This is a genomic window from Rhodococcus sp. 1168, from assembly GCF_002091955.1.
Classification (GTDB): Bacteria; Actinomycetota; Actinomycetes; order Mycobacteriales; family Mycobacteriaceae; genus Rhodococcoides.
Genome location: NZ_MKKY01000068.1, coordinates 37802 through 52147, shown reverse-complemented (window position 1 = coordinate 52147; position 14346 = coordinate 37802). Strand labels below are relative to the sequence as shown.

12 protein-coding genes are annotated in these 14346 nt (G+C 58.9%); 5 read left to right on the top strand and 7 right to left on the bottom strand.

Annotated features, from left to right (window positions below; genetic code table 11):
- Positions 1-94 precede the first annotated feature (94 nt).
- The 7 genes from BJI47_RS12735 to dnaA all read right to left on the bottom strand — a co-directional run bounded on the left by BJI47_RS12735 (position 95) and on the right by dnaA (position 8445).
- Positions 95-1192 carry a PDR/VanB family oxidoreductase gene (locus BJI47_RS12735; RefSeq protein ID WP_088944065.1) on the bottom strand — a complete coding sequence of 366 codons (1098 nt, stop codon included), beginning with the start codon at positions 1190-1192 and terminating at the stop codon, positions 95-97.
- Positions 1193-1224: 32 nt separating this feature from the next.
- Positions 1225-2115, bottom strand: coding sequence for a metal-dependent hydrolase (locus BJI47_RS12730; RefSeq protein ID WP_254900576.1), 891 nt, complete (start codon positions 2113-2115; stop codon positions 1225-1227).
- Positions 2116-2324: 209 nt separating this feature from the next.
- The gene (locus tag BJI47_RS12725) at positions 2325-2879 is read right to left on the bottom strand and encodes a DUF721 family protein (RefSeq protein WP_088944107.1); all 555 of its coding nucleotides are present in this window, start codon (positions 2877-2879) and stop codon (positions 2325-2327) included.
- Positions 2879-4090: a DNA replication/repair protein RecF gene (recF, locus tag BJI47_RS12720; RefSeq protein WP_088944063.1), complete on the bottom strand. Its 1212-nt coding sequence runs from the start codon at positions 4088-4090 to the stop codon at positions 2879-2881. Before recF ends, BJI47_RS12725 begins: the two co-directional genes overlap by 1 nt.
- Positions 4091-4092: 2 nt before the next feature.
- Positions 4093-5013, bottom strand: a complete 921-nt coding sequence (gene gnd, locus BJI47_RS12715; protein WP_088944062.1) for a phosphogluconate dehydrogenase (NAD(+)-dependent, decarboxylating) — start codon at positions 5011-5013, stop codon at positions 4093-4095.
- A 76-nt stretch (positions 5014-5089) separates the two neighbouring features.
- Positions 5090-6274 carry a DNA polymerase III subunit beta gene (gene dnaN / locus BJI47_RS12710; protein ID WP_088944061.1) on the bottom strand — a complete coding sequence of 395 codons (1185 nt, stop codon included), beginning with the start codon at positions 6272-6274 and terminating at the stop codon, positions 5090-5092.
- A gap of 638 nt (positions 6275-6912) precedes the next feature.
- Entirely contained in the window at positions 6913-8445 is a 1533-nt protein-coding gene (gene dnaA, locus BJI47_RS12705) for a chromosomal replication initiator protein DnaA (protein ID WP_088944106.1), read from the bottom strand.
- Positions 8446-9104: 659 nt separating this feature from the next.
- On the opposite strand from dnaA, the gene rpmH reads away from it, so the two are divergent.
- The 5 genes from rpmH to BJI47_RS12680 are packed head-to-tail and all read left to right on the top strand — an operon-like array spanning position 9105 to position 11759.
- Complete coding sequence (rpmH, locus tag BJI47_RS12700) at positions 9105-9248, top strand: 50S ribosomal protein L34 (protein WP_026347786.1); 144 nt, start codon at positions 9105-9107, stop codon at positions 9246-9248.
- A 31-nt stretch (positions 9249-9279) separates the two neighbouring features.
- Positions 9280-9660: a ribonuclease P protein component gene (gene rnpA, locus BJI47_RS12695; RefSeq protein ID WP_088944060.1), complete on the top strand. Its 381-nt coding sequence runs from the start codon at positions 9280-9282 to the stop codon at positions 9658-9660.
- Entirely contained in the window at positions 9657-9980 is a 324-nt protein-coding gene (yidD, locus tag BJI47_RS12690) for a membrane protein insertion efficiency factor YidD (protein ID WP_088944059.1), read from the top strand. The genes rnpA and yidD overlap by 4 nt, the downstream gene beginning before the upstream one ends.
- Positions 9981-9984: 4 nt before the next feature.
- A complete protein-coding gene (yidC, locus tag BJI47_RS12685) occupies positions 9985-11091 on the top strand; it encodes a membrane protein insertase YidC (RefSeq protein ID WP_088944058.1) in 1107 nt (368 codons plus the stop codon).
- 29 nt (positions 11092-11120) lie between these two features.
- Positions 11121-11759 carry a R3H domain-containing nucleic acid-binding protein gene (locus tag BJI47_RS12680; RefSeq protein ID WP_088944057.1) on the top strand — a complete coding sequence of 213 codons (639 nt, stop codon included), beginning with the start codon at positions 11121-11123 and terminating at the stop codon, positions 11757-11759.
- Positions 11760-14346 lie beyond the last annotated feature (2587 nt).

Here is a 14346-nt window from a genome sequence, read left to right as displayed (position 1 = left end):
GGTCGATGACACCCCAAACTGGCCTCTGAATGGCTCACAGCCGCATTTTCTCGGAGTGTGACGGCAAAGATGGACAGTAGAACTGCCTCGAGGGTCAGAGGTCCAGCACGATCCGGTCGCCGTTCGAGCGGGACACACAGATCAACATTTCCTGCTCCTGTTCGTCCGAGGTCAGCCGGTGTTCTCGGTGTTCGGGCCTTCCACTGAGAACGCGCACCCGGCACGTTCCACAAAATCCCTGCTGGCAGGAGTAGCTGACATCGGGCCGAATCTCTCGAATCTTCTCCAGCACAGTCTTGTCCGCCGGAACGGTAACGACTGCTCCGGAGTTCACCAACTGAACCTCGAACTCCACTCCGCCGCGCACCGGTGGCGCAGAGAACCGTTCGAAGTACAGATGTGTGGCAGGGAACGCGTCGAACGCCATTCGCACGCACTCGATCATCGGCGGTGGACCGCAGCAATAGACTGCACCGCCGACCACGCGCTCGAGCAGTGTCGGGCCGGACGGAATACCTTCGACATCGTCAGTGCGTACCGTCACGCGGTCAGAATCCCACGTCGCGATCTCGTCGAGGAACGGCATCGATTCACGAGAACGACCACAGTAGACGAGATGCCAATCCATACCCACTTCGCGTGCGGCACGCACCATCGGAATGATCGCAGTGATACCGATTCCACCGGCGACGAACACCGCCTGCCCGCTCGGTACGAAAGGAAACCCGTTGCGTGGTCCGCGAACCACAAGTTCAGCTCCCTCCTCGAGGGCATGCATTTCCTGTGATCCACCGCCTCCGTCCGGGATGTACCGCACCGCAACGGTGTAATTGCCGAGGTCACCAGGATCTCCGCACAACGAGTACTGCCGACGCCGTCCCGAAGGCAAGTGGAAGTCCAGGTGCATTCCCGGTGCCCAAGCGGGCAGGGGCGACCCGTCGGACGACCGGAAAGTCAGCTGCGCCACGCACTGATCGACACAAAGAATTTCTCGCCGATCGAGAGTGAGTGAGACGGTACGCACTACTTCCGGCGCAGCATACTCATTGGAATAGGACCCGTCGTCGAGGAGGGCGAACCACTTGTCCAAGGCGTCGGTCACGATCGACACCGTCTGATCCGACGCCGCCCGACCGTACAGATCACCCGGAATGACTCGGCCCACACGGAAGGTTTCGACCGACCGCGTCATTTTTGTCCACTTGCGACGAAACCCCAATGCACTCACCGTGCTGCTGCGCGGGCAGCCGGGGACGTGGCGAGATATTGCACCGCCTGCGCGGTGGATCCTTCCTGTGACGGATGGTAATCGGACCGCAGATAGCGCAACGATGCTTTCCACAACGACTTCGGACTTGGAAAGAGCCCTCGAGCAGCAACCTTGCAGTAGTCACGCAATGAGGGTCGGCGATCTTTCGGTGGCAGAGCTGCCAATGTCGGGTCCTGATTCATCAAGAACCGCACCCCGCGCGTCCAGAACCACACCATTGTCGGCGCGATGGCGATGTAAGTCCGCAGCCGTCGAGCCGGTCGTACGTCGAAGTACTGCATGACCTCGAAGGCCACCGATCGGTGCTCGACTTCTTCAGCCCCGTGCCACCTCAACAGGTCCAACATGGTCGGGTCGAATTCGACGACGTCGAGCTGACGTGCATTGAGGACCCAGTCCCCGAGAAAAGCCGTCAAGTGTTCGACCGCTGCGATCAGCGCAATGCGCTCCACCAGGCTGTTCCGCGAGTGTCCGGTCCGGTTTCCCAGCGCACGCCCGAACAGGAATCGCATCTGCTCGACATACGGCTCGACGTCGATCCCGTAGGCGGTGAGCTGATCGAGGACCTGTGTGTGGGCCTGAGCGTGTACTGCTTCCTGCCCGATGAAGCCGATGACGTCCTCTTTGAGCTGCTCGTCATGGATCAAGGGGAGAGCTTCCTTGAATGTCCGGACGAACCACTCCTCACCCTCGGGCAGAAGAAGATGCATCACGTTGAACAGATGGGTCGCCAACGGATCGGAGTCCACGTAGTGAAGCGGTAGCGAGCCCCAGTCGAACGAGACATTTCTGGCCTGCAGAATGACCCTGTCGTTCGGCGTAGCTACGTCGACATCGTGTGTTATCGCGACTGTCGAGTGCCCGTTACGGTCCGAAGTTCGAAAATTCTTGGGCAACACTGCATCCCTTCGTCGACTGAGTCGGCTGCCCCGAGCCAACAGCCTTGGTAAAACCGAGTGGACACGCATCCGAAAACGGCCAATCACCCACAATACCCTTGAATCACCGGCGAAGTTATGATAATCCCACTCGTGAAATATCACGATACGACTGTTTACCCATACGTATCTCGGGGACCCCTGCCCTTGACGTGGCGATCACCCTTACGCCAGCTTTTCGTAGTAGGTCCGGTGATCTTCAGCGACTTCACGATCCCGTGGCCGACCGCGGCGGCGATCTTGGCCAGAATCTGCGCCTGCATCAACCGAAGTTGAGTGGCCCACGCCGTCGACTCCGCCGATATGCTCAAAACGCTGTCCTCGAGCTTGACAGGGACAGCGTGTGCCGCAATATCCTCGCCGACGACGGTAGGCCACCGCCCCATCACCGTGCCCTCTGCCACCTTGTCGGACCATCCACGGTTCTTTGCAATCGAACCGGCCACCGAACCGAGTGTCTGTGGATCGCGATCGTCTGGTCCGGCCCCGGACCATCCACGCTTGCGCCGACCTCTGAGAGCGCGCACTCCACCGCTGGGCGAAGACCGTCCCTGCCCCACGGCCTTACCGCTCGCTTTCGCCGCCGCACGCGCATCCTCGAGGGCACGTCGAGCAAGATCTACTCCGCGTAGTTCGTTCTCCGGATCTTTGCTTCCAGCGTCTTCGGTCATCAGCACACATTTTCTTCGAGGGGAGTGATGTTGGAGATTCGACCCAAATCTCCCTGAACGGCTTCCACACCGAAGCGTCTGGCATCGATTTCGGTCGGGATGTCCTCAGCGACCGCGGCCGTGATGATCACCTGCTCCGCTCCTGAAGCCACGCGCGCGAGTGCGCTACGACGTTTGCGATCCAATTCAGCGAATACGTCGTCGAGCATCAGGACCGGGTCGCTACCTTCGGCACGGAGCAGCCCGAACGAAGCCAAACGTAACGACAACGCGAAGGACCACGATTCACCATGGCTCGCATAGCCTTTCGCCGGTTGATCACCGAGCCCCAGTTCGAGATCGTCCCGGTGAGGTCCGACCAGGCAGACTCCACGTTCGATCTCACGCGTGCGCATCATCGAAAGTTGATGCAAGAAAGCAGCTTCCAGCACCTCGACATCATCGGATTCGGGTTCGCGATTCGGATCGGAGAATTCCGGTGGCAGCGCTTCGGCGAGACTGCTGCGATACTTGATCGTTGCGGGACGTGACTCCGGGGCGATCGAAGAATACGACTCCACTACATGAGGTGTCAGCTCGTGCACCAAACCGATTCTTGCGGATAGTAACTCGGCACCATGCGCAGCGAGGTGCCCATCCCACACATCCAAAGTCGCCAATGCACCCACACCGTCACTCGAGCTCGAACCACGTCGCAAGGATCCGCCGGCCGTCTTGAGCAATGCCGATCGCTGACGGAGAACTTTGTCGTAATCTGCTCTGACAGCGGCCATTCGCGGACGACGCGTCGTCAGAAGTTCGTCGAGATACCTACGACGCTCGCCTGGGTCTCCGCGCACCAGCGCGAGATCCTCGGGCGCGAACAAGACACTGCGCAACACACCCAATATCTCACGAGGCCGCCGAACCGGAGATCGATTCATCCTTGCCTTGTTCGCCCGGCCCTCGAGGATCTCGACATCGATCGTCAATTCTCGACCCTGATTGATGACCGATGCACTCGCAAAGGCCCGTTCTGCACCTGCTCTGATCAGCGGAGCATCAGAGGACACACGGTGAGAGGACAACGTCGACAGGTATCCGAGCGACTCGAGCAGATTCGTCTTTCCATGCCCGTTGGGACCGACGAACACCACCGATCCAGGACCGAGATCAGTGGTGACGTCATCCCACGAACGAAAGTCGCGAAGAGTGAACGAACGAACGAACAAGGCTATTTCTTGGGGTCGGGTGCTCGAAGTAATTCATCGGCACCTGCTCGCTTGACGGCATGGCCACCGAACTGGTTACGAAGAGCCGATACAGCCTTCATAGAAGGCGAATCATCCTGCCGCGAAGCAAATCTCGCGAACAGTGCAGCCGAGATAACCGGCACCGGGACCGCATGTCTGATCGCCTCTTCCACCGTCCACCGACCTTCACCGGAATCCTCCGTGTAACCGGAGATCTCGCTGAACTCGGGGTCCTGAGCCAGGGCCTGAACGAGCAGATCGAGCAGCCACGAACGAACAACGGTCCCTTTACTCCACGCACGCAGCACACCGTGGACGTCCTGAACGAGTTCTTCCGCCTCGAGCAGCTCGTAACCCTCGGCGTACGCCTGCATGAGGCCATACTCGATACCGTTGTGAACCATTTTCGCGTAGTGGCCTGCACCGACCGGGCCTGCATGGACGAACCCGTCGGCACGCTCACCCTCTGGGCGTAGCGCGTCGAAGATCGGAAGGGCGCGTGCAACGTCCTCCTCCGAACCACCCACCATCAGGCCGTATCCGTTTTCGAGTCCCCATACACCACCGGACACGCCGGCATCGACGTAACCGATACCTTTCGCAGCAAGTCGTTCGGCGTTCGCGGCATCGTCGGTGAACCTGGAGTTGCCACCGTCGATGACCAAATCGCCCTTGTCGAGTACCTCGCTCAACGACGCGATCGTATTTCGGGTGATATCACCGGACGGAACCATGACCCACACCACCCGCGGCGCCACCAACATCTTGGCCAGCTCCTCGAGGGACGGGGCGTCCGTAACCTCTGGTCTCGGGTCATAGCCGATCACCTCGTGCCCGTGCGCACGTAGGCGCTCGCGCATGTTGAAGCCCATTTTCCCGAGGCCGACCAGTCCCAGCTGCATGAAAAGATGTCCTTCTCTAGTGTGCGGATGCCCCTTGGTGTCGAGTAAACCGCATCCGTACGTGTTCCGTATCCGATCAGCCAGGTAGTCGAACCGGCATCAGCAGATACGTGTACGCGCTTTCCGGTGCTGGGAACTTGCCCGAGGAATCCGCAACGAGCTCGTCCTCGGTGGTCGGACGCAGAACTGCCGGCCGACTGGGAGTGGTGAACCCGAACGTAACTTTTTCACTGTGCAACGAGGACAAGCCGTCGATCAAATACCCCGGATTGAAGGCGATCGTCAGTGCCTCGCCTTGGAAGTCTGCAAGCAAGCCCTCTTCGGCACGCCCTGCATCGTCACCGCCTGCGGAGAGAAGCACCCCTTCGGCAGAGAACTCGAGTCTCACCTGAGCACCGCGCTCGGCTACCAGCGCGACGCGCTTGATGGCTTCGACGAGCGGAGCTATCTCCACGACCGCGACGGCCGTGTGCTCCGGTGGCAGCAGCTGGCGGAACTTGGGAAAGTCTGCGTCCAGAAGTCGAGTGGTGGTGCGGCGGCCTTCGCTGATGATTCCCAGCAAGCCGTCGGCGCCGATGGTCGACCCCGAACCCAGGGCAAGTTCGACGGGTGAGCTCGCATTTCCGACCAAGGTCTTCGCCGACTCGGACAGCGTCTTCGCAGGTATGAGAACTTCGGTCGTGATGTCCCCACCGACAGGTGTCCACTCGAGTTCGCGAACGGCCAGGCGGAATCGATCGGTGGCAGCGAGCACCACCTTGGTGCCCGCGATCTCGACTCGGATGCCGGTCAGCATCGGGAGGGTGTCGTCCTTGCCTGCCGCAACTGCGACCTGCGCGATGGCTTCGGAGAACACCTCCACCGGGATCGATCCGGTCTGCGTCGGCAGCTCGGGAAGCTGGGGGTAGTCCTCGACGGGCATCGTCGGCAACGAGAACTTCGCGCTCCCGCAAGTGATGAGCACTCGAGTTCCCTCGACCCCGACGTCGACGGGCTTGTTCGGGAGAGACTTCGTGATATCGGCCAAAAGCTTGCCGGAGACAAGGACTCGGCCAGCAGTTGCGACCTCAGCAGATACCCGGACCTGGGCTGATACCTCGTAGTCGAACCCGGAAACAGTCAGACCCTGCTCGTCGACGGCGAGCAGAACTCCGCCGAGAACGGGAACGGGCGGCCTGGACGGGAGGCTTCGAGCAACCCAGGCAACGGAATCGGAAAAATCTTCGCGAGCAACGCGAAACTTCAGACTTCCAAGCTCCATCGCTAAAGTCTTTCCTCTCGTTCGGCAGCAGTTCGTTCCCACAATGTCTGCGGTGAGCGCGACGTGCGCTCATGACCGGTGCATCGAAGAGTCTGACACAACCGAGCAGAAGCACACCGTATGCCCTTCCTGACCAACTTGAAAGCCGAACGACGGCGTCGACGACGCTGGCCGATGACTGGCCGGTTGGGCTTGTGAACGAATCGTTCCCCAACACCTCTTTTAGAAGAAGGTCTTTTCAAGAGAAATTCTTAGTATTAATAGGTCCTGTGGAATCTGTGCACCGCGGTGTGTAGTACCTGGTCGCCAAGCGTGGTGTCGTGGGGATGAATTCGGGACCAATCACCGGTGGCGAGCTAACAGCCTGTGGACGAATCACATCGGTTCACAGGCTCCCACAATCCATCCCCAGATCCAGCCGGTTATCCACACGGTTATCCACAGGTGTGAATCATTCGAATGGAGCCCTGGAAGCACGTTTTTTTGGCATCCAGAGACCAAAAATTTTTTGCAAAGAGTGGCGGACGTCGCTCGAGGGGCACGGTTGAGTGATTCGGAGTGCACTCAACCGTGCCAGCGCGGGTAGCCACGGGGAAGGTGGATGAAGAAACCCGCTCAGCGATGAAACGGGCCGCTCGTCAGCGCTTGGACCGCTGCTTCACTCGAGCGGTCAGCTCTTGGACCTGGTCGTACACCTTGCGTCGCTCGGTCATTTCTTTGCGGATCTTTTTATCCGCGTACATGACCGTCGTGTGATCTCGGCCGAATGTCTGCCCGATCTTGGGTAGTGACAAGTCGGTGAGTTCACGGCAGAGATACATGGCAATCTGCCTGGCCATCGCCAGCGCACGCGCTTTACCGGGTCCACAGAGATCGTCGATCGAGGTGTCGAAGTATTCCGCCGTGACAGCCATGATCGTCGCGGCATTGATCTCGAGGCTCGACGAGTCGGGCATCAAATCTCGAAGGACCACTTCTGCCAGAGTGAGATCCAGCGCCTGACCGTTCAGCGATGCAAATGCCGTAACACGGATCAACGCGCCTTCCAGTTCACGAATATTGCGCTCGATCCGACTGGCGATCAGCTCGAGGACATCGTGCGGAACATCGAGGCGATCCATCCGAGCCTTCTTGCTGAGGATGGCGATGCGAGTCTCGAGCTCCGGGGGTTGAACGTCGGTGATCAGGCCCCACTCGAATCGAGTGCGTAGACGCTCCTCGAGGGTTGCCAGCTGTTTGGGGGGGCGATCGGAGGAGACGACGATCTGCTTGTTCGCGTTGTGCAAAGTGTTGAAGGTGTGGAAAAACTCTTCCTGGATGCCTTCTTTACCTTCGATGAACTGAATGTCGTCGACCAGGAGTACATCGGTCTCCCGGTATCGGCGTTTGAACGCCACCTTGCGGTCGTCGCGAAGACTGTTGATGAAGTCGTTGGTGAACTCTTCGGTCGAGACGTACTTCACGCGCATGCCTGGGAAGAGGCGCTGCGCATAGTGTCCGGCAGCGTGGAGCAAGTGCGTCTTCCCGAGCCCGGACGCGCCCCATATGAACAAAGGGTTGTATGCGCGAGCAGGTGCTTCAGCAATGGCGACTGCCGCCGCATGGGCAAATCGATTCGATGCGCCGATGACGAAGGTGTCGAAGGTGTACTTCGAGTTGAGGCTTTGTGCCCCGGACGTCGACGATGTGGTTGCCGGCGGTTTGGTGAAGTAGGTAGGCCACGAGTTCTGCACACTTGCCAGTGCTTCCCGCTCGTCGTCCACTTCCTCGTAGTCGGCAGTTTCCGAGTCGGACGGATCGTCATCGGTGCTGGTGAGGAAGCGTCTCCGGTAAGTCGGGGTGCTCGTTGCCTCCGAATACCGCGTTTGCTCAGGCTCGTGTTTCTCTTCTTCGGGTGCTGAAATTCGCACACCGAGGCCTTCGACACCCTGGCCGAGGTGACGGCCGAGCGCGTTCAGTATCGGTTCACGCAGGTCTCGCTCTATCGCTTCCTGCGCAAAAGACGAAGGAACCGCCAGCAATGCAAAGCCTTGAGTCAGGGTAAGGGGCTCGACGAGAGCGAGCCATGCCTTTTGCCCTTTGGTCAGAGGTTGACCACTGTGGCGGTCGGACGTCAAATCCGTGACTACCTCTGGCCAGATACGCGCCAGCGCATCCGGATCCTCGTTCACGGTGCCTCCCCATTCGGACGTGCCATTGAAGCGAAAGTGCATGTCGTCGACGGCACGTGCCGCGGACAGTGCTTTCGAAAGATGCTGTTGTTTCACGCTCGCACCGCATCGAAGTCCGATATCGTCGCCGTCGATCGCTAGTTCATCGGGGAACCACAGCCGGAAGTGCAACGTATCGGGTACGGACGTGTCGTGTACGAATATGCCATTGGTTCGTGTTTCCACACAATTATCCACAGGTGTGGATGAACGACATCGGTGTCACCCCGATCGGCGACATTTTCCAGAAATTGTTATTTTCACAGTCTTGACCAGGACTTTTGGTAAATGCGAAATCCTCGAGTTACAGGTTTTCCACGAAGACCCGACAGAGAACGCCTCTCAGAGTGGTTATCAACACCCCTTGCTCCCCAGGCCTGGGGATGAATTACACAGATGTGATGCAGGGTCGAAGGATTGGATGGGTTTGACCACCGCTGAGTCGATCAGTACTGTCGAACAGTCACCCATGGCGAGGTGGCCGATGCTTGCTGGCTGCTTACAGTCTGTGTTCACTCGGATTTCTCGCTGTTGGGGTGTAAACGAGTTCGACCGAACTCGCTACCAACCGTTTTTGACGCTTCAGAGTAAGTGTCTTTGATTTTCGAGGAGTGTTCACCGTGGCCAAGGGCAAGCGGACGTTCCAGCCGAACAACCGACGCCGCGCGCGTGTTCACGGCTTCCGTCTTCGTATGCGTACGCGTGCAGGTCGTGCAATCGTGTCGGCACGTCGCGGCAAGGGCCGCAAGGAACTAACCGCCTAATCCATGTTCGTCTGAGTTTACGGAGCTCGGGGTGTTACCTGAGCCGCACAGATTGCACCGAAGCGCTGATTTCACACGCACGGTGCGTCGAGGCCGCCGAATCGGAAGACAAGACTTGGTCGTTCACGCCTACACGCGTGACGATGCAAGTTCTGTTTGCAGTGTCGGCGAACCTAGATTCGGATTGATCGTGAGCAAAGCTGTCGGGCCGGCGGTAACTCGTCATCGAGTTGCGCGCCGGCTTCGGCATATCTGTTCGGAGATTCTCCTGGAAGTACCCGAGAGTTGCGACGTCGTTATCCGTGCACTGCCTGGTTCTGCGGCCTTGTCGTCAAAAGATCTACAACGACAGGTTCGTTCCGGGTTGAAGAAGCTGGGATATCTTGGAGTGGTTAGAGATACGCGCTCATGAAATTTCTACGCGTCGTCAGGTCATTCCCTGCGCGGATTCTTATCTTCTGCATCGAGCTCTACCGCACCTATGTGTCTCCGCTCAGACTCCCTACCTGCCGTTTCTCCCCCACGTGCAGTGAGTACGCAGTCGAAGCGTTGAAGACGCACGGTGCCATCAAAGGAACCTTGTTAGCTATCGCGCGGCTATTGAAGTGCGCTCCCTGGCACTCTGGAGGCTGGGACCCTGTGCCTGATCACGGGTCATGGCGGGTACGCAAGCAGACTTCGACCGAAGAAAGCCACGATCTCGCGAGAGTGGACGAACAGAGGAGTACATAGAGCCGTGCTGGATTTCATCTATTATCCGGTCTCCTGGATTCTCTGGGTATGGCACAAGGTGTTTGGTGCCGTCCTCGGAGCGGACAACGGCTTCGCATGGGCCTTGTCCGTAGTGTTTCTCGTGTTCACATTGCGGTTGATTCTGTACAAGCCGTTCGTCAAACAGGTTCGTACCACGCGTCAGATGCAGGAACTGCAGCCTCAGATCAAGGCTCTGCAAAAGAAGTACGGCAAAGACAAGCAGCGCTTGGCCGTGGAGATGCAGAAGCTCCAAAAAGAACACGGATTCAACCCCATCATGGGTTGCTTGCCGGTCCTTGCGCAGGCGCCTGTGTTCATCGGCCTGTTCCACGTTCTGCGGTCGTTCAACCGAACAGGTACCGGCATCGGTCAGCTAGGCCTTGACCCAGCGGACAACCGTAGGATTCCGAACTACGCCTTCGATGTCGCCGACGTGAACTCGTTCTTGGACGCCCGACTCTTCGGTGCGCCGATCTCGGCCTGGATCACAATGCCGAAGGCACAGTTGGACGCCTTCGCGAACCCGGAACTAGGCCTCGGAATTCCGTCTATCTGGACGATCGCCGCTGTTGCCGTGCCTCTGATGATCATTGCCAGCATCGCAACGCACTTCAACTCCCGCGCCTCGGTTGCCCGACAGAGCGCAGCGGCGGCGGCAAATCCGCAGTCCGCGATCATGAACAAGCTTGCTTTGTACGTCTTCCCACTGGGTGTTCTCGTCGGTGGACCGTTCCTCCCGATCGCCATCCTGCTGTACTGGGTATCGAACAACGTTTGGACCTACGCCCAGCAGCACCTCGTGTTCGGGAAAATCGACAAGGAAGAAGCAGAGAAGAAGCAGCAGGCTATCGAGAAGCGGACCGAGAATGCGCCCAAGCCTGGTGTGAAGCCGCCGGCCAAGCCGAAGCCCGGTGCACGGCCCAAGCTCTCGAAGCTCCCGCCCGCAACTCTTGACGCTTCCGATGCGGTCACCGGATCAGATGACGTATCTTCTGCTAGTTCGACTGCTCCCGACGGCTCACAGCCCCAGAAGCCCACCCAGCCGAAATCTCAGGCGAACCGTAGTAAAGCCAAGCGCAAGCGACGCTGAGACGCATCGAAGACAAGGACACCAAGCACATGTCTGCAGATACCGACGAAGTGACCAACCCCGACGAAGCAGTGAGCGCTGGGGATGGAGCGAGTGAAATCGTGGCAGTCGAAGCCGAAACGGATCCGATTGAGGGCGACGCGGCCAAGGTGGCGGCCGTCGACGCCGTACCCGATGAGGACTCGGACTCCGATGATGAGGATTCCGAAGATTACTTAGTAGAAGAGGGCGAGATTGCCGGCGATTACCTCGAGCAGCTTCTCGATGTTCTCGATTTCGATGGAGATATCGACCTCGATGTAGAGGGGGATCGCGCGATTGTCAGCATCGATGGCGGAGACGACCTTACGAAGCTCGTCGGACGTAAGGGTGAGATTCTCGATGCCCTGCAAGAACTGACTCGACTCGCCGTGCAGCAATCGACGGGCGAGCGAAGCAAACTGATGCTCGACGTAGCGGGCTGGCGCGCGAACCGCCGGAGCGTATTGAGTGCTTTGGGGATCGAGGCCTCGAAGCGAGTTCTCGAAAGTGGCGAGCGAGAAGAGCTGGACCCCATGACCCCGTTCGAGCGGAAGATCGTGCACGACGCAGTAGCCAAGGTCGACGGTGTCGAAAGTGAAAGTACCGGTGTTGAACCGTCACGACGAGTGGTCGTCGTCAAGTCCTGAACTGATTGATCTGAAAGGCCCCCGGCTGCGGCTGGGGGCCTTTTTTGGTTCTTTCTGCAAGGCTGAGACGAGGCTGGTTACAGCGGTGCCATTGGTTTGGGAGGCTCGGTTTCACGTGAAACAAAGGTATGCGCTCGAAACGTCACTGTGACGGACGCGTTCAGTGCAAGCCATGTTTATGTCTATGCAAATGTTTCACGTGAAACCGTGATTGGTATCGACCGAATATTCGAGAGAGGTCGGCTCTGGAACGCTCCTTCCGGTCGTCGGTCCCGGGGCCGAATCTATCGTCGACAACCACTTTGTTTTTTCGGCCCCTCGACGCGCCGCTTCAATCGTGAAGTGCATAATCGACCGGCGTAGAGAATGCCGGACAGTCGAACTCGGACGTTTCAGACTCGAGGGAATGCAACTGCTCGACACGTCGCGCTGTGCCGCTGTCTCAACGCAACGAATGTCGCTCGGTCGATCTGATTCGCGTGGATGGCCGACTGCGATGCCGGCGGACTTTGGGTTACAACTTTTAGGCACCCTCCTCATCTTCGTTCTATTGACAGGTGTCGAGGCAGTCGTGAGGCACGAACTGTAATGAGAGGCCTTGGACAATCCTGATCGTGTTGTATCCGCTGGACTGATACTTGCAATGAAGTAGTCGGTGCGAAGATGGGCGCTCGAGCGCGAAGCGAGTTTCGTACCCATTCAGTCACCTTGCTGCCAAGGGATGGAAAGTTATCGTGGCGGGGCGTCACTCTTTTTCTCTGTGTCCCTTGCGGGGCGGACTGGACGCTTTGGATCTTGAGTCGACTAGTCCCCCTCTGGTAGATACCGGTAGTTGTGCTCTGTGGGTCGGAGACCAACACTTCGAATCGCCGTCGTCGCTGCCGTGGGTTGTTTGTCGTCATGTCGTTGTGTGTGTGAAGATCGGGCTGTATGGCCGGAGGCGGATGATCGTTGGGTTCGTTTGCTGAGTGAGAAGTTCGACTGCGCTTAGCTCGGGCGACGAGGTGTGGAAATGGGTTGCGGCCGATGTGCTGTCTTGTGTGACAGGCCTTTTTGACGTTGAAGTCCGGCGGAGGTCAATCCTCGCGCTGGGACATTCGGGCACGTTTCGGTGTTCGAGAGGCGTGTGCGTATTGGACCGGTTTCCGGTCGGACCGTCGGTCAGTGCTCGAGGGAGTCGAGTTCGAGTATTTGTCCGGTTGGATTGGCTCGCTGCGGCCACCAGTCATCGCGACGGGCACGATGGGGCGAATCGATCAGGCCAATGGATGTGTGGTGGTTGCGACGGCAGTTGTTGTAGCGTAATTCACTACGGTGGTCACATGAGTGAGAGCGTTGCTCGCCATACGTCAGGTGATTTGCCATCGAGCGCGGGCGGTGTCTGCCTGCACGTCTCCTCGCGTAGTCGGATTAGATCTCTGCGGATGCAATCTTCTTTTAAGAGCTATCCGGCGGATGGTTTAGGAAGACAATCCCATCCAGACCCGGCGGGCTCCCAGGCTTCCTCGACGATGATTGTGGGTTCGCTTCGAGGTGACCCGGTGGAGCGCGTCGCCACCGGCTGTTCGTTTGAGATCCGCATGCTCGAGCAGGGGTGCATCCGCCGTATGCCGATGTTTCACGTGAAACCTCTCTCGGTGGCAGTCGTCCCTAGGAAGATGTCGGCGCAGGCGTCACGTCCGGCTTTGTGCAGTGTTTGGATGTTCGGATGATTGGCTCACCAACAGACCTGTAGGCGATGAGTTGACGTGCGGCTACGCTTTGGCGCTGCTCCTCCCCCAACGCGCGCTCTGCAGGAAGTCGGCAATAGTTGTTTCACGTGAAACACCGAAATCACCGCCTGAGTTCAGACCGTGATCCACAGACCCGCTCAGCACTGCCGTGCGAAATCTATGTGGGTCGTCCTTGGGGTGAGTCGGCAACTTGAAGTGAACACAGATGACACCCTCGCGCAGGATTCGACCACCCCTCGAGGGTCGCCGATCCGGTTGCCCCCCTCGAGGGTGGCCCATCCGACCGATCGCGCGGTCGACCGCAATAGCAGGTGATCGCTCACTGTCGCCCCCGACCGATCGTTGAGCCGACCAGATCTAGGGATGGATCGCAGGGCACTCGAATCAGTACCCGTCCCAGTGGGGCCACTTTGCCTGCGAACGGTGATGCGGCTACCACAGGAGTCGCTTCGCTGCCGAGAGCGACCGGAGAGGCCATGGCGCAGATGGAAAGTGTGACGGCATCCGGTCGGTGAGGGCCGTTGATGTGGGTAAGAGAAGTCCAGCGCACTGTATGTAGTAACTGTCTCGTCAGTCCGAGGGACTTCTCGGTCCGAGGAGCGCACCGCGAGGTCGTTATGGGTGGTGCGTTCACTAGCTGCTCGGGATGCTCGGCGTTCGGCGTTCGGCGTCCGACGGAGCCCGCCGCGATGTCGTCATTCGACGGAAGTGGCGGGGCTGTCGGGAGGCCTTCCTGTTTGGGTCCGTTCCGGTCAGCCCGCGAGCGATGAGGTGTGGACTTGCTTGCGACCGATGTGCTGCCTTATGTGGCAGGGCCTCTTTGGCGTCGTATTCGGACGAGGTAGGGTCGCCCG